Origin of the sequence: Hydrogenispora ethanolica (assembly GCF_004340685.1) — a bacterium.
GTDB classification, from domain to species: domain Bacteria; phylum Bacillota; class UBA4882; order UBA8346; family UBA8346; genus Hydrogenispora; species Hydrogenispora ethanolica.
Genome location: NZ_SLUN01000009.1, coordinates 1 through 22,237 on the forward strand (window position 1 = coordinate 1; position 22,237 = coordinate 22,237).

The 22,237-nt window shown below is 48.7% G+C and carries 14 protein-coding genes; 13 read left to right on the top strand and 1 reads right to left on the bottom strand.

Annotated features, from left to right (window positions below; translation table 11 throughout):
- Positions 1 to 196 precede the first annotated feature (196 nt).
- From EDC14_RS09045 to fes, 6 genes are all read left to right on the top strand, one after another.
- Positions 197 to 8,377, top strand: a complete 8,181-nt coding sequence (locus tag EDC14_RS09045) for an RHS repeat-associated core domain-containing protein (protein ID WP_132013965.1) — start codon at positions 197 to 199, stop codon at positions 8,375 to 8,377.
- A complete protein-coding gene (locus EDC14_RS09050; RefSeq protein ID WP_132013966.1) occupies positions 8,374 to 9,087 on the top strand; it encodes an SMI1/KNR4 family protein in 714 nt (237 codons plus the stop codon). The genes EDC14_RS09045 and EDC14_RS09050 overlap by 4 nt, the downstream gene beginning before the upstream one ends.
- Positions 9,088 to 9,145: 58 nt before the next feature.
- Positions 9,146 to 9,754, top strand: coding sequence for an RHS repeat-associated core domain-containing protein (locus EDC14_RS09055; RefSeq protein ID WP_132013967.1), 609 nt, complete (start codon positions 9,146 to 9,148; stop codon positions 9,752 to 9,754).
- 295 nt (positions 9,755 to 10,049) lie between these two features.
- Positions 10,050 to 12,299, top strand: a complete 2,250-nt coding sequence (locus EDC14_RS09060; RefSeq protein ID WP_132013968.1) for a TonB-dependent receptor — start codon at positions 10,050 to 10,052, stop codon at positions 12,297 to 12,299.
- A gap of 143 nt (positions 12,300 to 12,442) precedes the next feature.
- Entirely contained in the window at positions 12,443 to 13,414 is a 972-nt protein-coding gene (locus EDC14_RS09065) for an ABC transporter substrate-binding protein (RefSeq protein WP_132013969.1), read from the top strand.
- Positions 13,415 to 13,428: 14 nt separating this feature from the next.
- Positions 13,429 to 15,090, top strand: coding sequence for an enterochelin esterase (gene fes, locus EDC14_RS09070; RefSeq protein WP_165907908.1), 1,662 nt, complete (start codon positions 13,429 to 13,431; stop codon positions 15,088 to 15,090).
- Positions 15,091 to 15,108: 18 nt separating this feature from the next.
- Here the strand turns inward: fes and EDC14_RS09075 are convergent, their stop codons facing one another.
- On the bottom strand, positions 15,109 to 15,876 hold the full coding sequence (locus EDC14_RS09075) for a helix-turn-helix transcriptional regulator (protein ID WP_132013971.1): 768 nt from the start codon (positions 15,874 to 15,876) through the stop codon (positions 15,109 to 15,111).
- Positions 15,877 to 16,230: 354 nt separating this feature from the next.
- On the opposite strand from EDC14_RS09075, the gene EDC14_RS09080 reads away from it, so the two are divergent.
- The 7 genes from EDC14_RS09080 to EDC14_RS09110 all read left to right on the top strand — a co-directional run bounded on the left by EDC14_RS09080 (position 16,231) and on the right by EDC14_RS09110 (position 21,952).
- Entirely contained in the window at positions 16,231 to 17,238 is a 1,008-nt protein-coding gene (locus EDC14_RS09080; RefSeq protein ID WP_132013972.1) for a FecCD family ABC transporter permease, read from the top strand.
- On the top strand, positions 17,231 to 18,256 hold the full coding sequence (locus EDC14_RS09085; RefSeq protein ID WP_132013973.1) for a FecCD family ABC transporter permease: 1,026 nt from the start codon (positions 17,231 to 17,233) through the stop codon (positions 18,254 to 18,256). Before EDC14_RS09080 ends, EDC14_RS09085 begins: the two co-directional genes overlap by 8 nt.
- Before the next feature lie 24 nt (positions 18,257 to 18,280).
- Positions 18,281 to 19,105, top strand: a complete 825-nt coding sequence (locus EDC14_RS09090; protein ID WP_132013974.1) for an ABC transporter ATP-binding protein — start codon at positions 18,281 to 18,283, stop codon at positions 19,103 to 19,105.
- Positions 19,095 to 19,844, top strand: coding sequence for an alpha/beta hydrolase (locus EDC14_RS09095; RefSeq protein WP_132013975.1), 750 nt, complete (start codon positions 19,095 to 19,097; stop codon positions 19,842 to 19,844). The genes EDC14_RS09090 and EDC14_RS09095 overlap by 11 nt, the downstream gene beginning before the upstream one ends.
- A 74-nt stretch (positions 19,845 to 19,918) precedes the next feature.
- Positions 19,919 to 20,881, top strand: a complete 963-nt coding sequence (locus EDC14_RS27525) for an energy transducer TonB (RefSeq protein WP_132013976.1) — start codon at positions 19,919 to 19,921, stop codon at positions 20,879 to 20,881.
- Positions 20,882 to 20,942: 61 nt separating this feature from the next.
- Positions 20,943 to 21,545 carry a MotA/TolQ/ExbB proton channel family protein gene (locus EDC14_RS09105; protein WP_165907909.1) on the top strand — a complete coding sequence of 201 codons (603 nt, stop codon included), beginning with the start codon at positions 20,943 to 20,945 and terminating at the stop codon, positions 21,543 to 21,545.
- On the top strand, positions 21,542 to 21,952 hold the full coding sequence (locus tag EDC14_RS09110) for an ExbD/TolR family protein (RefSeq protein ID WP_132013978.1): 411 nt from the start codon (positions 21,542 to 21,544) through the stop codon (positions 21,950 to 21,952). The genes EDC14_RS09105 and EDC14_RS09110 overlap by 4 nt, the downstream gene beginning before the upstream one ends.
- The last annotated feature ends 285 nt before the right edge of the window (positions 21,953 to 22,237 follow it).

Here is a 22,237-nt window from a genome sequence, read left to right on the forward strand (position 1 = left end):
TAAATCAAGTATTTTTAAAATCCAATTTCAATATTTCAGACCCTACTATCGACAAACAGTTAATTCTATTCGATTCTTAACCGGACAGTAGTGGATTAAAATATATAATCAATCGGGAACAGGTACGATTACTCTATTTTCGTATACCACTGATGGGAAGTGGGTTGCCTTTGGTGAAAAGCTTGATCTTTCTTCATTGCCTAATGGATGGAATATTATTAACATTCCCGACTTGGTTACGCGAACAATCAAAATAAAAATTTACAACGATAGTAACGCTTATATCGGCGGTATTGCTGAATTGGAGTTATGGGGAAAAACATCCTTTTCCTACAAAAAGGCTATTCTTTTAGCGGAAAATGTAAGTGGGTCAGTTGCATTTAAAATAAATTTGGATCAAAAGTGGGAAGATGCAAAACTATTTCTGATGACGAATAACGATTTAGAAGTCCTCTCACATACAAAGTTTGGTCTCATTATCAACGGAGAGATTATTACTCCTAGAATTCAATGCCAAACAACGCCTATGGGAACGAGGGTGGTGTTTGATGTTCCTACCAATAAGTTGAGGCCAGGAGATAATTTTATAAATTTAAATATCGGAAATATCTCGGCCTCAGATATCCAATTTGTAACTACAGAAAATAACGGAACGCTTTCGATCTCGTCGGTTGTTGCCTCGGACATAGAGCTGAAAGAAATTTGCAATGGCCTTCGCTATTCAGGAAAATCCGCTTTAGTGGATACACTTGAGATAAATTTAAGTTCTATCGCAGTAATTGATGCTATTAAGCTGTATAACCTCTCATCAAACTCAATTAATGAAGTAAAGTTTTGGGTATGGGAAAATAATTATTGGATCCCGATTAATAGTCAACTATCCCCTAAGAACTGTTTTACATTCCCCAATGGAACACCTCCTACTTCCAAATTGATGATTCAAGCACGGCCAGAATATATTGAAAGTTTATTAGAGGTTGAGGTTATAGGAAGTGAAGAAAGCCAAGGACCTCCTAAAGTGACGATCCTTGATCCCAGTGATAATTCTATTTTGGAATCGAGTAATTTTATTTTACAAGGATATGTGGACAATCCAAGAGCAATCGTTACTGTGGATAGCAAAAATGTTTTATTAAATGGTCATCATTTTAAAATACCTTTGGAATTTACAACTTCGGATATTAAGCAGACATTTACAATATCAGCGACGGATGAATGCGGTCTAAACGGTAAAACTTTCGTGACTTATTATAAAGGAGAACAAGGCAAACCGGAAATCACCTGTAATTTACCGGAAATATTTTACGTGGGAAGCTCCGAAATCATTATCAATGGAACCGTCCGGTCAGCTTACAATGTTAAGATAAATTCCATTCAAATACCTCTACAAGCAGGCCAGTATCGAACGAATTTAAACTTATTTGAGGGCGAAAATATCTTACAAATTGAAGCTCAAAATAGTTTTGGTTTATCAAGGCTTAAACGGCTGGTGATTTGTGATTTAAACGCACCTGTTATCAAGCTGACTAAACCGGAACAAAAAGAACTCACAACCAGTTCCGATAAACTAATAATTCATGGTTTCTGTAAAGATGCAAGTCTAGTAGATTTATTCATTAATAAAGAGCCGAATAACATTCATGGAGACCAATTTGATTCGATCGTATCTCTTAACCCCGGTAAAAATAACATTGTAATCACTGCTAAAGATGCTGTCGGGCATCAATCAGAAATACAAATTCATATCACAATGAAGTCACCTTTGAATGCCACCAGTACAAGCAGTCCGAAAGAGTTTTTTCAATCGATTGTCAGTAAATATTCAACGCCGCAAATTGCTCAGTCGCAATATAGCCCGTATAATTCTTATTTTAAGAACAACATTGAGGATGTTTCTTTAGCAAATGGTAGTTTAAGTGTTGAGGCCACTGATTTTACCTTGCTTGGAAGAGAAGGCATGGATTTGACTATCAAACGGATTTATAATTCAAAACTTGCCCAACAGGAGAAAATATACGAAAGTTTTCGTAAAAGATCGTTTCCAATTGATACTTTTGGCTATGACTGGTCCCTAAATATTCCATGGATTGAATATCTTAAAGATGTCATGTATTTACGGTTGCCAAACGGAGGTTTGAAAAAAGTTAGTTTTACCAATGGAAAGTTTATCTGTCATGAAGGAATTCATTTTACTTTTGAAGATCATCCTGAAGCAAACTCTTATGTATTAATAATGAAAAACGGAGTTAAATATGTTTTTGATCGAGGCGGCAAGGTAATTGAGCAATGGAGCCCAAGTGGGCAAAGCAAGATCAGTTATTCTTATAATGGTAGAGAAATCAGTAAGATTGTCGATTCGGTTAAACGGGAAATTGTATTTGGATATAAAACCGTGAGTTCAAAGCGCGTTATCAATACTATTCAGGTTGGAGACCGGGTATATCGTTATGAGTATAATAGTCCGGGGCTTCTTAAAGAATATCGTGATCCCCTCAATCGAATAACATCCTATAGTTATATTAATAAAAACTTGAATTCAGGTACTGAGATTTTCTGGATTGATTATTATGGTAATGATGATGTTGTTGGTGAATATATCAATTATAGTTTGGATTTATTGAAGGAAATAACTTATCCAACCACAGTAAAGTCTACTTATGATTATAACTTTATAAATCAATATAGCTGGAATAATTGGATTGAAGAAGGTTGGATGATTGAAGACGTCCTAGACATAACATCAAGCTATTACGGTTATGCCATTACAGTAAAGCAACACCAAGTTGCTGATAAGATTGAATTGTATGATTATGAAACAAATAATCAATTCGGTTCTATGGAGGATGGAACTTTTGTACCAAGCTATACTTTTATTGATTATGTCGGAGTTAGTTGCGGGGAAAAAACTCGAAGACAGATAAATCTTCATATTTATAAAGATAAAAATGGTTACTACGGTTACGACGCTTTGGGAGAGTATCCAAAAATCGACCAATATATAACTTCTCTACCTCTGCAGTATATTATCAATTATTTCGACGACGAGATATATTTTGAGTATGACTTAGCTACACAGTGCCTTAAATCAGAAATACATTCTCCATCGGGTTTCGAAGAGGCATATTCTAAAAAATACAAAACTGATGAGTGGGGAAATATATTGGAATATAGCTGGGTGGAATATTATGGCGATAATTATGTTGAACAGTATTTATATCATCCTCATTCAACAATTAAAGACTTAATTGATACGAAAACAGTGGAAAACTTTAATCCGGTAACTCAGCAAACTACTGTTATTACGACTACATATACATATAATGATGCTATCGGAAAACCGGAGACGATTCATATCAGTGATGAGACAAAAATTTTGGTAACCAGTTATACTTACTACTCGAATGGTAATTTGAAGACGAAAACAGAACCGAACGGCCTAATCACCGAATATTTTTATGATATCAATGAAGCATTTTTGTCAAGAAAAACAGCTTACCAAGTAAAAGATGCCGACGGTAATGCAAAAAACATTACCAGTCAGTATGGCTATAATCAATATGGGATGAAAGAATGGGAAATGGACTCGCGAGGGTATGTTACCTGGTATTTATATGATAATTTAGATCGAATAGTCAAGGTTATTTTTCCTGATGACAACGATGTACCGTTTTCAACCGTTAATAAGTTTCAAACTGAAAATCCTTTTCAGGAATATATATTCAATGATGCTCAAAACACCTGTGATTATTACAATGAAAATCGCCAACAAACTCGATTTATTTTTGATGGACTAGGCCGTTTAATAAACAAAACAGAATTTCTACGTGATCAAAGTGGTTCTATCCGTGAAGCCACAACGATGTATGGGCGGGATGAGTTTGGTCGAATCACTAGAGTAGTCAGTCCATTGGGGGTAAATACCGATACCGCGGATGCTCATACTACCTGGTACGAATATGATGGACTTGATCGAGTTACGAAAATAATTTTCCCAGGAGAAGAGCCGGGTTCGAAGACGAATTATGCCAAGATTGATTATAGTATAGAAGACTGGTGGGGGACAATTGAAACAATCATAGACGAAAATGGTGGAAAAGTAAAAATAAGTAAAGACTGGAACGGTAATATATTCAATGTTATCCAAGATTGCAAATATGGCGATGGTATAGAAACCTATACATGGAACTATGAATATGATTCCTTGGGCAATACAGTATATATTAAGGATCCTTACGGGGAAACCACCCAGGAATATGATGCTTGGGGTCATTTGGTGAAAATAAAAAAACCGACAGTTACCGGTTCACTAGTAAAACCGGGAACAGTTGATAAAAACATCCTACGCGCGCCCGAGTCAGTTACTCCCGTAATAAAATTTGAATACGATCTGATGGGGAATCTTGTTACTGAAATTAGCGCCAATGGAAATATCGAGACGGGAACTAATCCGGATAATTATAAAATAAAGTACGAGTATGATCAGTTAAACCGTTTAATTCAGACATCTTTCAAAACGACTCGAAAAGATGTTCAGACCAATACGGTTCAAATTAAAACATCCATAACAAAAAATTATTACGATGCAAACGGCAATAAAATCACTACTCGAATTATCATGGATCCCAACGATGGAAGCAGGGATAAAGTAAACGAGTATGTGTATTCCGCTCGTAATTGGTTATTGAGTGAAAAAGATCCTCTCGGTAACATTACTCAATACCGGTACGACCCAGTAGGAAATAAAATTGCCGTCATCGATCCGCGAAATGGTGAAAATGCACCGGTTATTTGGTATCGTTTTGCTGAGAATCAATTAATATTGGAAGATCCGCGAAGCAATAAAACCTTCACGACATGGTATCTTTATGATGATGTTAACCGTTTATACCGGGTCGTTCAGCCGGACACCACTCCCCCGGTCAACCCTTTTGCCGGCATGCCAAGCTATGATAATCCTTATACGGAGATTACATTTGATTTAGTGGGGAATAAACTAACGGAACGGGATCCGAATGGCTTGATACTTTCCTATGAGTATTTTCCTCGCAATTGGTTGAAGAGTGTTTCGGACCCCAGAGGAATCCGTCAATTTTTTAAATATGACAAGGTTGGAAATCAAACAGAAGTTCACACCCGGGTTCAGGATAACGTTTATATGGGGACGAGGCGGATCTGTGATAGCTTGGGCAGGCTACGCCGGATCATCAACCCGAATATGAATATCGTTGACTATGAATATGATGCCTTTGGTAAAACTACGCGGATAATAACCAATAATGGGCATCCGATAACCACGAAATATGTATATAATAAGTTGGGCTGGCTTATTGAGACGCAAAATGCGTTATCCAACAAGATTCTATATCGATATGATTTAAACGGCAACCAAGTTGCCGTCATATCGCCGAATAACCTTTATCAAATCAATCTCTATGATGAGCGGGATCGATTGATTGAAAGGGTAGACTCGTTAGGGAGATCTGAAAAGTATAATTATGATCTGAGCGGCAATGTCGAATTGGTATTGGACCGCCGGGGAACATTGAGGAGCTATAGCTACAATAAAAACAATCAATTACAACAGTTGAGCTTAAAAGGAAAGGATACCTCGGTCTTTACCATCCAATATCAATATGATAAGGCCGGCAACCGTCTGAGGGTTATGGATAGCTGTAATCCGGCCAATACAATTATTTACAATGACGGTGTATACGATCCTTCCAACAGAATCAATTCAATGTTATGGCAATTTGATGGTCAAACATACCGCACTGAATATAGTTATAACAAAGCCGGGCAATTAACTGGTATTAAATACCCGGAAGCCACCGAAAAAATCATTTATCAATATAACCAATATAATGAAATTGAAGAGGTCAAAGGTTTTACGAAGCCAAAAGGGATTGCGCTGAATATTGACGGTACCCTAAAGAGAATCCTGTATAACAATGGGTTGAGCGGATCTTTTGCCTACGATGAGAATCGCGGGTTAAAAGAATTAAAGGTGAATAACGGTTCGTCGGATATTCTAGATATAAACTTTGCCTACGATAAGCGACGAAATATTACCGGTATTCGTAATGAGGTCACCAAACGGAATATCGTTTATAATTACGATGATGTCGATCAGTTAATCGGTTACACTCAAACCGGCAATGTTGTCGAGAGCAACCCGGCTAACGGAGCGGCAGGTTTAAAAGAGAATGATTTTTCGGGAAGAAACCAATTGAACTTCGAGTTGGACCCTTCAGCCATTATCAACCTGGATTATAAGTCATCGAGCATTGGGTTGGACTTTGGTTTTGAGATCTCTGACATCAAAAAGATTAAACTGGTACCTGACAGTTCTCATGTGGGACATCGTTTATCCCGGGAATCGTTTGAACTTCTTACTTCCGCGGACAATTCCAATTATACATATATCCCAAACGAACAATGGGATTTCAAAAAGAACTCCGACGGAACGATGGAATTTGATTTAAAAAACCCGGTATCCGCGCGATTTTTTAAAGTTCACGTTCTTTACGACGAACGGGACGAGGATTTTAACGCGAAATATAGCGCCTCTTTTTTGAACGAGCTTTCCAAGATACTCTTGGTGTACAGGGCTCCGAGCCTTTCGAAAGATGAGTACCATTATGACGCCAATGGAAACCGAAGCGAAAAGGTTCTGATAGTCGACGGATCATCGGCCACGGTTCACTATGAATATTATCCCGGTAGTAATTTGTTAAAGAAGGACGGGAAATATGCTTATGTTTACGATGAGGCGGGAAATTTAGTTGAAAAGGGTAATCGATATACCGAAAGCAACGGTAATATCATTTTTACCACCAATGGCGCGGGAGTTGAATATTGGAAGTTCACTTATGATTTACTCAATCGTTTGGTCAAGGTCGATAAAAACGGTTTGGTCGTTGAGTACACTTATAACCCGTTAGGACAAAGAGTCAGTAAATGTATTGATGGAGTAAAGACCCGTTACGTTTTTGAAGGAACCGAACCTATCTTAGAGAAAAGATCCGATGGTATTACTAGGTCTTATATCTATGCCGTAGGGAAACATTTAGCCCGAGTCGATGGGCCGATCGGCAGTGGGACGCCAGTTTATTACTACCATACCGACCAGATTGGTTCAATCAAAGCGATTACCAACCAAAGCGGGCAGATGGTTTGGAGCGCCGAATATAAACCTTTTGGCGGCATTGCGATTGAGCAGAATACCATCGAGGAAAGCCACCGGTTCACCGGTAAAGAATACGATGCGGATGTGAGTCTATATTACTTCAACGCGAGATGGTATGATCCGGAGCTGGGAAGATTTGTGGCGGAGGATCCCGCCCGGGATGGGACTAACTGGTACGTTTATGGAGTCAATAACCCATTAATCAATACTGATTCCACTGGAATGATACATCAGGACGAAGATGGAAATTGGGATTATGATGACTGGGATTACGAATGGAATTATGATTATGATTGTTACAACTTCTGGGTTTATAACGATGATTTCTTTTCTTATGGTTCTAACGGTGGTTGGTGGAATGATATCGCAAAACTAAATGCGGCTTGGGACTTCTTAGGGGCTGTAGATTTTGATTCCCAAAACATTTCCGGTAGAAGGAAGTGGGTTACAGACAAAGGATATTACATTCCTTACTATGAAAGTCGTAGGGTGCAAACCATCCAAGGAAAAATGGGTATTGATGTTACCGGATGGTATGATGATCAGACGGCAATAGCAGTCGGCACACTACAGGATATGTATGGAGTTAAGAACGCCAGGGATTCGGTTTTTGGTCTTAATAGTTGGCGTGCAATGGATTCGATTAGTAACAGCCAGGATCATTCAGGGAAGTATCATGAATTCTATCAGGAGTACAATCTAAGAGTAGCCGAGGCAAGATGGCGGGAATTTCTAGGAGATTTATTAGTAAATGCGGCGATCTTTGGCGGAGGGAAGGCTTTACTTTCAAAATTACTTCCTGAAGCAGCTGTAACCCAAACCGGAAATGCTATTAATATCTCAACGGCTGGATTATCAGCTGAAGAGGCAGCAGCTATCAGAGCGTATGCACGAGGGGCAAATCAATATATCGAGCAAGCAGGCCCGCAAGTTATTAAATCAACTGCCGGACAATTAAGAAGGGATGCATCTGCTGCGGCACAAATAGAAAGGTTACGAGCTTCACGTGCTGGTCAACCTTATATCGGCCAAGTAGGACATGTTCCTGATACTGCAATTTCAGGCTCGGCAATACCACCTATGGGATGGCTTGATATGCCGGGAGTGTCTAATCAAGTTGTGGGTGGAGTACTTGGAAGTAGAGTTGGGCAAACAATAAAAGTTATATTAGTTGATGGGGTGAAACAATGACAGTAGATATGATGATTAATGAATTAAAAAAATTTTCATCCACAAGGCTATATTTCGGTGCAACAGACAAACTTGTACGGAACATAGAAGAAAAAAATATATGGCTACCCCAAAAACACCAGGAACTACTTGCCTATAGCAACGGGATAGAAGTGTATGGGGGGTATTTCAGATTATTTGGGCTAGATCCCAAAAACGATTTAGAAATGATAAACTGGAATGATTACCAGAAATGGAAATTTGCTTGGTTGGATAAAGTTGCTGATTTCTGGTGTTTCGGGGAGACAGCTTGGGGAGATCAGTACGCATATCGTTATGATGAACTTCTTAAAGGCAATTCATCAAAGGTTTATTTTCTATATGCTGCAACCATGGAAGCAGAAATGATTTGTAATGATTTTGAGGAATTTTTTGAGAAAGAGTTTTTACGATGTGCAATTGCACCTTATGATGTAATGATATCGATAGCTAGAAAGCGGTTAGGTGATCTCGATAATCGTTTTCATATTGTGTATAATCCATCGCTACTATTGGGTGGTCATGAAGAGATTGAGAATGTGATGAAATTACCTGCAACTACAGCGATGATATTTAATGGAGATCTTGCCACACAGCTTACTAATGAGCCGATGGAACGTGCTGTTAAAGAAATTCAAATATACCAAGATGAAAGAGGACGGAATCGAATACGAGTAATATGGGCTAAATGAAGAGTGGCAAAGAGCCCAGATTGGTTCAATCAAAGCGATTACCAACCAAGGCGGTCAGATGGTTTGGAACGCCGAATATAAACCTTTTGACGGCATTACGATTGAGCAGAATACCATCGAGGAAAGCCACCGGTTTACCGGTAAAGAATACAATGCGGATGTGGGTCTATATTATTTCAACGCGAGATGGTATGATCTGGAGCTGGGAAGATTTGTGGCGGGGGATCCCGCCCAGGATGGGACTAACTGGTATGGGTATTGTGAAAACACACCGCTGACAAGAAACGATCCCAAGGGTACTGTACATCAAGATGCCGATGGCAATTGGAAAACTGACGATTGGGATTTCGAATGGGACGATTTTTACGATTGTTACAAGTTCTGGCTTTATAATGACGCCTTCTTCGCGTATGGCCCCCATGGCGGATGGTGGAGGGTCCCCGAAAGAAGTCATATTGCGGAGACCTTCCTAACATCGGTCGATTTTAGGTGGAGAGAAAATTGGGTTCGAGCCAGTGGATGCTACATTCCATACTATGAAAGTCGATGGGTTCAAATGATCCACTCGGTAATGGGTATAGTTGACTCAACGCCGCGCGTTCGGGGCAATCCGGAAGGATGCTACGGCCGTCGCGGCGTTTCTTGTTATCCCATACTTGGATGGTGATGCCCGTCCCCAGGCACACGGCAACGATCAACGCATCCGCAATGGAATGCGAAAAATAGAAAATATGATGCAAAAAATCTCAATATGATTGTAAGAGTTTGCCGCAAAAAATGCTATCCTAGATCATAAGTTCAAGCGCTGAACTTAAGAGTTTATGGTGCTATGTTAACGCCAAAGGGGCTCGCTCGGTTTATAAGTTAGTCTTGGCTAACTTACGAGTGGGGCGAATGAAAGCAGAGCTGAGAATGGGTTCGCTTTTAAAAATAGTTCGGAATAAAAAGAGAGGAGAATCAAAATGACCACTAAAAAGGAGAAGCGGAAGCTTTTTCTGTATTGTATCGCGCTGGCCGTCGCCCTGGCCTTTAGTTCACTGGGTAACGCTCAGGCGGCAACGGCCGCTGTCGCCGAATCGACCCCGCAAACGGAGGAGACTGGCGGTGACAAGACCCAACCGGGTGATTCCGCCACCGAAGTCGCGGTCACTGAAGTGGAAGTGACGGGAACCAAAGACGGACCGGTGGCGCGCGACGCCAATATCGGCGTACTGGGCGACAAGGATCTGATGGACACGCCTTTTAACGTCACCAGTTATACCGCCGAGACCATCGAAGACCAGCAGGCCGACACGCTGCACGACGTGCTGGTCAATGATCCGTCCGTTCGCTATGCTACCTCTAGCGGCCATAACAATGAAAACTATATGATCCGCGGTTTAGATGTAAATTATGAGCATCTCTATTTTAACGGCATGCAGGGTTTGGCACCGCACTACCAGGTTCCGGTCGAATTTCTGGAACGGGTGGAAGTGCTCAAAGGGCCCAGTTCCTTTCTTTACGGCGGCGTGAACACCTCGGTGGGCGGCGCCATCAACCTGGTGCCCAAACGCGCCGGCGAAGAGGACATCACCAACTTTACCACCAGCTATGCCTCATCGTCCCACTGGGGCGGCCATCTTGACATTGGACGCCGCTTCGGCGAAAACAAGGAATGGGGCGTTCGCTTCAACGGCGTATACGCGGACGGCGAGACCGCAACCGACGACCAGTCCGGGGAAAGGATGCTGGGCGCTTTGGCCGTGGATTATCGCAGCGATAAATGGCGTTTCTCCCTGGATGCCTACCGTTCAGAAGTAACGAATGACAATGGCGCCGTCTCCATGTATTACCTAAATAATGGGTACGTGAAGGCGCCGGACGGCTCAACCAATATGTACAGGGGAACATCAGCCACGATGGAGAATACGGGTGTCCTGTTGAAAGGTGAATATGACATCCGGGACAATTTAACCGCTTATTTCGGTATCGGTACCTTATCAGCCAACGCAACCGGCTTTATTAACGGCAATCATGTTCAGCTCCAGTCCGATGACGGAACGGCTAAACTCCGGAACATCTTTAAGCAAAACTTCTGGACCGAGAACACCTCATCCGAACTGGGGTTGCGCGGCACTTACCAGACCGGTGGAGTAAAGCATCAGTTTGTTTTAGGCGCAAACCTTATGGATGCGGATTATTCCAATGCTTTTGCTAATTACTTCCCTACTATTAATAGCTGGTCTATTTTAACGAACATTGATAACCCGATCTCAGTTGCCGACTACTATGACAGCGTAACGCAGCCAGCCAAGGGTAATAAGACGCGCGTTACTGAACTTTCCAGTTTTTTGATGGCTGACACGCTTTCCTTTAACGAGGAAAAAGTACAGTTAACGCTGGGAGTACGTCGGCAAGAGATAGATGAGACAACCTACAAGTACTCCAGTAATCTCCAGACCGGAGAACCGACTTCAATCACCAATTACGACTCCGACGCCACTACACCGATGGTCGGCCTCATCGTCAAACCGTGGGACGAATCGGTTTCACTCTACGCTAATTATATTGAAGCGCTTTCACCGGGAACTGTAGTTAGTTCGTCGTATGTAAATTACGGTGAATTACTGGAAGCGTATAAAACCAAACAGCATGAAATCGGCGTTAAGTGGGACAAGGGAAAAATCACTAATACGCTGTCCTTTTTCCAAATCGAAAAGCCAAATGGTATTACTACGACGACTTCCGGCGGAAACTATTATTCTTATGACGGCGAACAGAGAAACCGCGGCATTGAATGGAATATCTTTGGCAGCATAGCGAAGGATCTCCGCCTTTTGGGCGGCATTGCCTATACGAAGGCTGAAATAGTCCGTACCAGCACAAGCGCAAGCGCTAATGAGGGCAATACCTCGTTTGGCGTACCGGAATGGACGGCGAATATCGGCGCGGAGTGGGACACGCCGTGGGTTCAGGATTTAGCCCTTTCGCTCCAGGCCATATACACCAGTTCCCAATATATCGATAATGCCAACACCATCAAAATACCGAGCTGGATGCGTTATGACATCGGCGCGCGATACAAAAGCGTCATTTCTACGATCCCGGTCACCTACCGGCTGAGTGTGATCAACTTGTTTGACGAACACTACTGGGCAGGTTGCTTCAACGAATATTATGCCACCTTGGGCACCCCCCGTACTGTTAAACTGTCGGCAACCATGAAGTTCTGAGCAACAGGGCTATCATCACCCAGCTTCAGTTTTAAACCGGGCGAGCAAAGACGTTAAATTCAGGCTGATCCCAATAATGGATTGGCCTGAATTGGCTGTTTCGATATTTATGATTTGAGAAGGAGCAATTTGGATTGAAAAAAATGTGGAATAGACACCCGGTGATATTTATCGCCATCTTCGGCCTGGTTATCGGAGTCTACATAACCTTGAAGCCCCGCCGGACCGATCCGCCAAAGATACCGGTCGCAACAGAACATCAAGAAGAGGATAGAAAGATTTTTCGCTATCTCGGGAAAGAATACGTTCTTCCTGTCAAAGCCGAGAAAATTGTCGTCACCGGAGCTTTGGAGGCGCTGGAGGATCTGCTGGCGCTAAAGGTTCAACCCGCCGGCGCGATGACGATCGGCGGGAGTTTTCCGCCCCTGTTCACCGCGATTCTACGGGACGCCAAGCCGATTGGCGAAAGGACGCAGCCGAATTTGGAAGCCATCCTCAAGTTGCAACCCGATGTTATCCTTAGCAGCGATAAATTCCCGGCGGCGACGGCGGAACAATTGCAGAAAATCGCCCCGACGATTCCGATCTCCCATTTTCCCGATGACGGTGCGGCCAACCTCCGTTTGCTCGGAGAGTTGACCGGCAAACAAGCATTGGCGGAAGAACTGCTCAAGGAGTATCAAACGAGCCTGGCGGCAGCCAAGGCGCGCCTGCCGGAAAAAGTCAAGGACCAGAAAGTGGTCGCGGTGCGGATTCGGGCGGGCAATATCAGCGTCTATCCGCCGCAGCTGTTCTTCAACGACCTGCTCTACACCGACTTGGGCCTGCCGGTGCCGGAGGAGCTCAAAACCGCCAAAACCCAGGAAGTCATCTCACTGGAAAAATTCAGCGCAATGGATCCCGACTATATTTTTGTGCAATACGCCGTCGCCGAAAGTCCGGCCCATCCCAAAATCTTGGACGAATTGCGGCAGAATCCGGTCTGGCGCAACATGAAGGCTGTGAAAAACGGCCATGTCTTCATCAATGTGGTGGATCCGTTGCTCCAAGGGGTGTCCTTCGGCGGGAAACTGGAGTTTTTGAAAGCGGCTGTCGCAAAATTATCTGAAGAATAAGGAGAGGACGGATTTTGAAGCGACAAGCGAAGCCGGGCCGGGCGACCCGGGGCGCGCGGTTGTCAGCGGAACCGGTCCGAGGTTTCCTCGGCGGCGGAAGCGCGACCGAGCATCCGCTGGATTTGCCGCTCCAAGCGATCGCTTTGATCGCGCTCGAAGCCGAAGGTTTACGCGGCATTTTAACCATTCTCGATCCGCAAGCGCGGCGGGTACGGGGCTGGACCATCGATGACGACGGCAGCCGTTCCTTTGCTTTTGTGGCGGAGGAGGCCGGGACATACCGCGTCCAATTGGCAGCCGGGGCCGGAGCGGGAAACTACCGTCTAACCCTCATTCAAACATTGTCCCTGGAGGAACGGGTCCGGCCCGTAGCCAACCCGCGCCTGGAGAGTTCCCGCATCCAACAGCTGCGCGCCGCTCTGACAGTCCGGCCGGAGCGGGCGCTAGCCTCCTTTTGGCGGGAGGCCGCGGCGGAAGGGACGCCCCTCCGGGAGGCCGACCCCCGGGATCCCCGGATGACCCTTTGTACGTTTCTCTGGCGCGGGAATGCGGCAACCCGCAATGTCCGGGTTCATCTTTTATACCGGACGACCCTTCCCAATGATTATGACCTGGCCTTGTTGCCGGGAACCGATGTCTGGCACACCACCATTCGCTTGCCGTCCCAAGGCCGGTTTGCCTATACGTTGCTGGTGAACGCGCCGTCGCTGGCTCCACCGGATATCGACAGCGCGCCGGAGCATAAATTGCTCTATTTTGCCGTCTCTCAGGCGGACCCGCTGAATCCCCGGCGTTGTTTCGACGAGCCCGGCAGCCGTTATGAGGCGCTGTCGCCGCTGGTATTGCCGGATGCGCCGCCCCAGCCGTGGACACAGGAGCGTCCGGATGTCGCCCGGGGCGCGCTGCGGCGGGTAACCTTCAAAAGCGAACTGTTGCAAGATGAACGGCATGTATCGGTCTATACGCCGTCCGGCTACTCCGCAGGGGCCAAACCTTACGGACTGCTTTTCGTATTCGACGAGCAGTGGTACCTGTCGCGCGTACCGACACCGACCATTCTCGATAACCTGCTGGCGGACGGGAAGATACCGCCATTGGTGGCGATCCTGATCGGCAACGGCCCCGGCGACGCGCGCAGCCGGCAGTTGCCGTGCCATCCGTTGTTTGCCGATTTTATGGTGAAAGAGCTGATCCCCTGGGTTCAGCGGCATTACAATGTCACGGCTGAGCCGGGCCGCACGATCATTGCCGGGGCAAGCTACGGCGGTTTGGCAGCCACCTATGTCGCGCTGCGCTACCCGGAGCGGTTTGGCAATGTGCTGTCGCAATCGGGTTCCTATTGGTGGCAACCGCCAGTAAAACCGGATCGGTCGAATGAGTTCAACCCCTACCGGGAAGGAAACTATATCGCCGCGCTGGTGATTCAACGTCCGAAACTTGCGTTGCGTTTTTATCTGGATGCGGGAACCGGGGAAATCGATCGTACGGGGAACGGGCGCTCGATTCTGGCCGCGAACCGCCATTTGCGCGACGTGTTGCTGGCCAAAGGCTATGAAGTCCATTACCGCGAATTTGTCGGCGGGCATGACTTCTTGAGTTGGCGCGGCACCTTGGCCGACGGCCTCATCGCATTGAGCGCCGGTTGGGCCGGGGCCGGCCCGCCCCCCGATTGCTGACCGCCGGAATGACGGCGCTTACACCGCGTCGTTCCGCTGGAGGCTGTTTTTTCTGAATTCCAAAGGCGTCCGGCGCATTAATTTTTTAAAGATCAGGTTGTAATAGTTCTGATTATTGAAACCCACCGCAAGGGCGATATCTAATACCGGCAGATCCTCCTCGGCCAGCATTTTTTTACTCTTTTCAATCCGCAATTCATTCAGAAACTGGGAGAAAGTCTTCCCGGTTTCTTTTTTAAAGAGATTGCACAGATAGGATTTGCTGATCTTAAGGTAGTGCGCGGTATCCTCCAACGTCATCGGCTCGTGATAACGGGCATCCATGTAGTCAATGGCCTTTTTCACATACAAGCTATAGGGTTGCTCGTAGTAGGTTTTGAGCTTTTGTTTAAAATAGGCGCTATCCGCGGCGATGGTTCGCAACAACTCCAATAGGTACGGAATGCAATAAGCCGGCTTGTAGACGAGGGAATCTCTCGCGGCTTTGGGCTGTGATGCATAAGGCCCGATGATATGGAAGCCCCGGTTGATATTTTTGCCGCAAATCTGGCAAGCGGTGAAATGAATATGCTCCGGCGCAGTGATGGTTACAAAGCGGGTGTGAACTGCCGTTAACTCCTTTTTCGCTTGCTCGAAAACATGCTGGCGCTCAAACAGTTCATCCATTGCCCCGGAATACCCCGCCGAATGGATGGGGATGCCATTAAAATCAACCGACCGGATGGGAATGTGGGTACAAACGTAAAACTTCTCAATCGTCTCCCGGATATGCTCGTGAACCAGCACTGTCAATCCCTCCTTTAACTTCTGAAATATGGTTATAAAAATCGCAATATCGTTATAAGGAACCCTTTGAAAAAATGGTATGATGAATTACGTCGCAACGGACAGTCTCAACAGCATACCTTTTCAGGGCGGCTTTTCGCGATACTTGCGCACTGGATCCCGGCGCCGCAAGAGGGAGCGATTTGCGGCCTAAAGTTAGTTTAAACTAACTTAACGTACAAATCAATCCTGGAAGTGTTGCGGTATGGTTAACTCTTGATTCAATGATGGGGATCCTTGATGCGAAATTTCATATAGGCGGATTTCATGCATCCAACAATTCCGAATTCTTTCAAGATAAGCGGGTCCAAGACAATGCGTTTAAAAGTTTATCTTCCGTATCTGATTTTGCTCGCCGCGCCGGTTCTGATTTTGGTGATGGTCTTCTTATCGATCCGTTACGGGGCGAAGCAGATGGACTGGGATACCGTCCAAACGGCGTTGCTGCACTTTGATCCGGACAATGTCAATCACCAGATCATTATCGGTTCTCGGCTGCCGAGAGCCGCCGGGACGCTGCTGATCGGAGCCGCCCTGGCGGTCTCGGGAGCCCTGATGCAGGGGATCACCGGGAATTATCTGGCTTCTCCCAGCCTCATGGGAGTGACGGACGGTTCCGCTCTGGCGATCACCCTTTGCCTGCTGGTGATGCCCGATGCGACGGTTTTGGAACAGATGGCTTTTTCGTTTCTCGGCTCAGCCCTCGGCGCGGGTCTGGTGTTCGGAATGGGCTCCCTGGTGCCCAACGGATTGTCTCCGGTCAGGCTGGCGATTCTGGGGACGATCACCGGGACCTTCCTGAGCGGGGTTGCGGCGGCCCTGGCCCTTTATTACCACGTCGCCCAGGATATCAGTTTTTGGTATAACGCGCGGCTCCACCAGCTGAACCCGGAGTATCTCAAACCGGCGCTTCTTTTCATGGCCGCGGGCTTCGGCATCGCGCTCTGGGCATCGCGGTCCATCACCTTGCTCAGCTTGGGAGAAGAGGTGGCTCTCAGTCTGGGCCAGCGGACCGCGCTGATCAAAGGGGTGGCCGCCTTGGCCGTGATGCTTTTAACTGGGGTCGCAGTGGCTTTGGCCGGGAAAATCGGTTTTGTGGGCCTGATCATCCCGCATATCGTCCGTTATCTGGTGGGCGTCGATTATAAACGGGTTATTCCCTGCGCCGCAGTGTTGGGCGGGATCTTTCTGGCTGGCTCGGATCTGCTCAGCCGTTTCTTGAATTATCCCTTTGAAACACCGGTCGGAGTGGTCACCGCCTTGATCGGCGTGCCTTTCTTCCTGTACCTCGCGCGAAAGCGGGGTGGCAACCAGGATGCCTAGGGAGGAAGCGTGGAAACGGTACCGGACAGTGTTATGGACCGGATTGGGGCTGGTCTTGCTCGTGACTTATTTCAGCCTGACTCATGGAGTAATGGAAATGACCGCCCGGGATGTTTTGAAAACGCTGCTGCGGATCGATCCGGTCCGCCGGTACGATCTGCTGATCCTGGAGTTCCGCTTGCCGCGAATCGTCACCGCCGGATTGGTCGGCGCGGCGTTGGGCGTGGCCGGAGCGGCGATCCAGGGGATCATCCGCAACGGACTGGCCGATCCCGGAATTTTGGGCATCAATTCCGGCGCCGGGGTGGGGATCGTAACGTATATCGTTTTCTTTCAGGAGAAGATCGCCGGCACCGGCTGGCTTGCCGTAATGGCCATGCCCTTCTGCGGCTTGATGGGAGGGCTGGGAGCGGCATTGCTCATCTATTATCTGGCGCGGCAAAACGGCCGGTTGGATCCGCAGCGGTTATTGCTGACCGGGATCGCGGTCAGTTCCGGCCTGGGCGCCGTGATCCTGTATGTAACGTTGAAGATGAGCAGCGGGGATTTTCAGATGGCTGCGATCTGGCTCGCCGGAAGCGTCGATAAGGCCAACTGGCGGCAGCTTGCGGCGCTCCTGCCCTGGCTCGGCATTTTGATTCCGTTACTAATCCGCAAGGCGCAGCTGCTAGATGTGTTCCAATTGGAGGAGAGCAGCGTGAGGAGCCTGGGAGTGGCCGCCGAAAAGGAGAAAGCCTTTTTCCTTTTGAGCGCGGTCGGACTGGTGGGCGCGTGCGTTTCAGTAGCGGGGGGAATTGGTTTTGTCGGCTTGATCGCGCCCCACATGGCCAGGCGTCTGGCAGGCATCGCCCACCGGCGAATGATCCCGGTCTCCGGAATGTTGGGGATGCTTTTGGTGATCAGCGCCGATTGGATCGCCAGGACCCTCTTCGCCCCGGCGGAGATCGCGGTCGGGATCATCATTTCCTTAATCGGAGCGCCGTATTTCATCTATCTGCTATTCACTGCCAAAGCATAGGAAAGGTTTGCAAGGTTCACGAAGATGAGTATTTTACGCGTGGAAAAACTGCGGGTCTGTTACGGAAGAAATGTCATTTTGCACGATCTCGATCTGACCGTGGCGGCGGGGAAAATCACGGCGATCATTGGGCCAAACGGTTGCGGCAAATCGACCTTGCTCAAAGCCATGGGCCGGATCATCCGGCCGCAGCAGGGCGCGGTTTATTTGCATGGAACCGATCTCAGCCGGCTCCCCACCCGCCAGGTCGCCCAACGGCTGGCGGTCCTGCCCCAGCATCCGGTCGCGCCCCCTGAATTGACCGGGGAAGAACTGGTGGCTTTCGGGCGGTTTCCCCATCAGCAAAAGATGAATCAGTTGACAGCCAAGGATAAGGAAGCCATTGCCCGGGCGATGGAGCTCACGGGGGTGAGCCCGTTCCGGGAGCGGCCCATCGGGAGCCTGTCGGGCGGCGAACGCCAAAGGATCTGGCTGGCCATGGCGTTGGCGCAAGAGACGGAAATTCTGCTATTGGATGAGCCGACGACCTATTTGGACATGGCCCACCAGTTGGAGATGCTGCAGATCGTGGAGCGGCTGAATCAGGAACGGCGCTGCGCCATTGTGATGGTGTTGCACGATATCAACCATGCCGCCCGTTTTTCCCATACGATCGTCGCGATGAAACAGGGCCGGATTCTTGCGGCCGGCAATCCCCAAGCGACGATCACGACGGAAGTGTTGCGGAGCGTTTTTCAGATCGAAGCGCGGGTGATGGCGGATCCGCTTCGCGGAACGCCGGTCTGCTTCGGTTATGACCATGCGCCGGTAGATTTAGATTTCATTCGGGAGAAGCGATATGAAAGGTAAAATATTGACTGGCAACGTGATGGACAGGGAGATCATCGTCTATCTTCCGCCTTCGTACCGCAGGACGGGAGCAGGGTTTCCGGTGGTCTATGTTCAGGACAAAGGGGATCTGTTCGATCCGTCCGGCAGCCATGCCTTGGCGGACTTGGAAGCCCTGTTTGAACAAGCCCGGCTGGTTGAACTGGTGTTGGTCGGCGTCGCAAGCAACGACCGGCGGAGCGAATATACCCCTTGGCCCGCGCCGGCCTTGGCGGAGCGGTACGGCGGTTTCGGCGGCCGGGGGGCCGACTATCTTGCGTTTTTGGCCCATGAATTAAAGCCGTATATCGACGGCGAATACAATACGCTCCGCCAGCCCGGGGATACGGGAATCGCCGGCGCTTCGCTCGGGGGACTGATCGCGACCTACGCCGCTTACCTGTATCCGGGCGTCTTCGGCCGGATCGCTTCGATCTCCGGTTCTTTCTGGTATCAGGGATGGATCGAGTTTATGGCGGCGCAACGGATAGCGCCCGCCGGACGGAAGATCTATCTGGATGTGGGGAGCCTGGAGGGCACCGTCAAAACGAATGTTCAAAAAGAGATGGTTCCCCAAACCCGAAAAGCGCACCAAATCCTGCGATCCGCAGGGTTCACGGCAGGCGATTGCAAACTGGTGATCGACGAGGGCGCAGTCCATCGTCAGGAGTTTTTCACCAAGCGTTTTCCGTCCGCCTTGCAATGGCTGTTTGCCAAGTAGCTTCGCTCAAGGAGCTTACGGCCGGACAAACCAGGCCGTAATTTTGGAGGATCATCGGGAAGGAGTAGAGACGAATGGCGGGACATGGGAAGAAAGGGGATGCAACGATCAAAAGCAAGGGCTCATATGGCATGGCGGCAGCGATTTCTTTGTTGGTCCATGTTTTATTGGCTGTAACGCCTTCCTTTGGACGGTTGGTTACGGATGCGCCGCGTATCGAGGTTCCCCCCGCTTTGGTGGAGATTATGCCCGCCAAGTTGTTAAGCACGGGTGAGACAGGTGATGGGGATGGTCTGAAAATCCCAACCGGGACCACGGCGGGAGCCGCGGAATCCGGGCCACCGCCGCCGGAGCGCCAAGCCGTCGCGAGTAGCCCCAATCGCATCGAATCCGCGCCGCCGCAGGCGCAACCGGCCGTCCCGGATCCGCTGGAACCGCAACCCGAGAGCGCCTCCCATCCTCCGGCGGCGCTTCCCGAAGCCGTTGCCGCGGCTGCGCCGCTGCCTCCGGTTTTGCACGGGAATGCCGTCGAACCGTTCATCGTCGCGCCGGAGTCCGGAAACGCGGCATTGGACGGAGCGACCGCGGCGGTGGCCGCGCCCGGCGGGACAGCCCCGGAAAACGGGGAGGCTCCGGCGGGAGGCTTCAGTCAAGCCGGCTCCGACGGTTCAAAAGCCTTTAGCGGTATGGGCGGCGGAACCGGAGGAAACGGGGTCGGAAATGGAGCGAATGCGCCTGGCGGTATGGGTGGAGGAACCGGCGGAAGCACGGCCCGGATCGTTCGCGGCGCGGCGCCCGGCTATCCGCAGGCGGCCCGCAGGGCGGGTTGGGAAGGCGTAGTGGTGGTGCGGGTGCTGGTTGACCCCCGCGGCGGCGCGGCCACGGTGACCATTCGCGAGAGCAGCGGCTTTCCATTGCTGGACGATACGGCGCTCCGGGCGGTGAAAAAATGGCGCTTCGCGCCGGCGACCCAAAACGGGAAAGCAATCGCCAGTTTTCATGATGTCCGGGTCCGGTTCCGTCTCACCGACCCATAAACCATGATCTGGCGGAATCAGGGATTTTCCCCGAAATCGATAGGAGAGGATGAGCACTGATATGTTTGAAGTATTGATCAAAGGAGGCTGGGTCATGGCGCCGCTGGGGATCTGCTCGCTGGTGGCGGTGACCATCATCGTGGAAAGGCTGATCTTCTTCCGCCGGACCGGCTTCCGGCAACCGGCCGATGAAGTTCTGGCCCTGGTCCGACAAGGACGGCATGAGGAAGCGCTGGCGAAGGCGGACGGGAACCAGCTGCCGGTCGTCAAGGTATTACAAGCCGGCTTGAGCCATCGCCGCAATCCGGGCAAGGCGATGGAGGCGGCGGGATTGGCTGAAATATCGGGAATGAAGCGGGGCTTGACGGCGCTGGAAACCATCATCACCCTTTCGCCGCTGTTGGGATTATTGGGGACGATCATCGGGATGATCGGTTCGTTTCAGATCATGACCCTTGCGGGATCGAGCCAGCCCCACGCGGTCACCGGCGGGGTGGCGGAGGCGCTGATCGCCACGGCGAGCGGCATCACCGTGGCAGTCGTTACCCTGATCCCGTATAACTATTTCCTGCGCCGCGTCGAGCAGGAAACGGAGACGATCGAGCAATATGCGACCCGGCTCGAACTGGCGTTCAATGAGCCGTTACCGGAGAGAGCGCGATGAAACTGCCGCGAAGCGCGCCGCGCAAGGCGCGGATCGAAATCATTCCGATGATCGATACGATGTTCTTTTTGCTGGTGTTTTTCATGCTGGCGAGCCTATCCATGACCCACCAGTACAGCGTGCCCGTGAATCTGCCCAAGGCGGCCGGCGTGCCGGACAAGGTTCCCGAGGTGGTGACGGTGACCATCACCCAGGACGGCAAGCTGTTTTATAATAAGGAAGCGATCGCTTCGCCCGGGGAAGCGGTGCTGCGGCTGCTCGAACGGAAAAAATCTGCGGCGTCCCTGGCGGTGATCATCAATGCCGACCGCGGCGTCCGGCACGGCCGGGTCGTCGAACTGCTTGATGCCATTCAGCAAAGCGGTTTAACGAAGATCGCCATCGCGGTGAATCATTCCCGGGGTTGATGCTCCGCCGGGCAGATGAACGGAGGCGAGGAGCCAAAAGCTCGGTTGCCCTTCCGCCGCTGTTCTTTATGGCGACGAGGATTTCTTTTATGGTTCGGGACTCCGAGAAATGATAAATTTGGCTGGTAAAATCGAAATGCGCTTTTTGAAATTCGATTTTCGATCTGAAAAATCAAAATTTCGCTCATGGAAAGTATATTTTTGCTCCGGTGAATTAAAATAGTAATCCTGATAATTCTATTTTCTCTCCGGGAAAATGGAATTTCGCTCCGATAAAATCATATT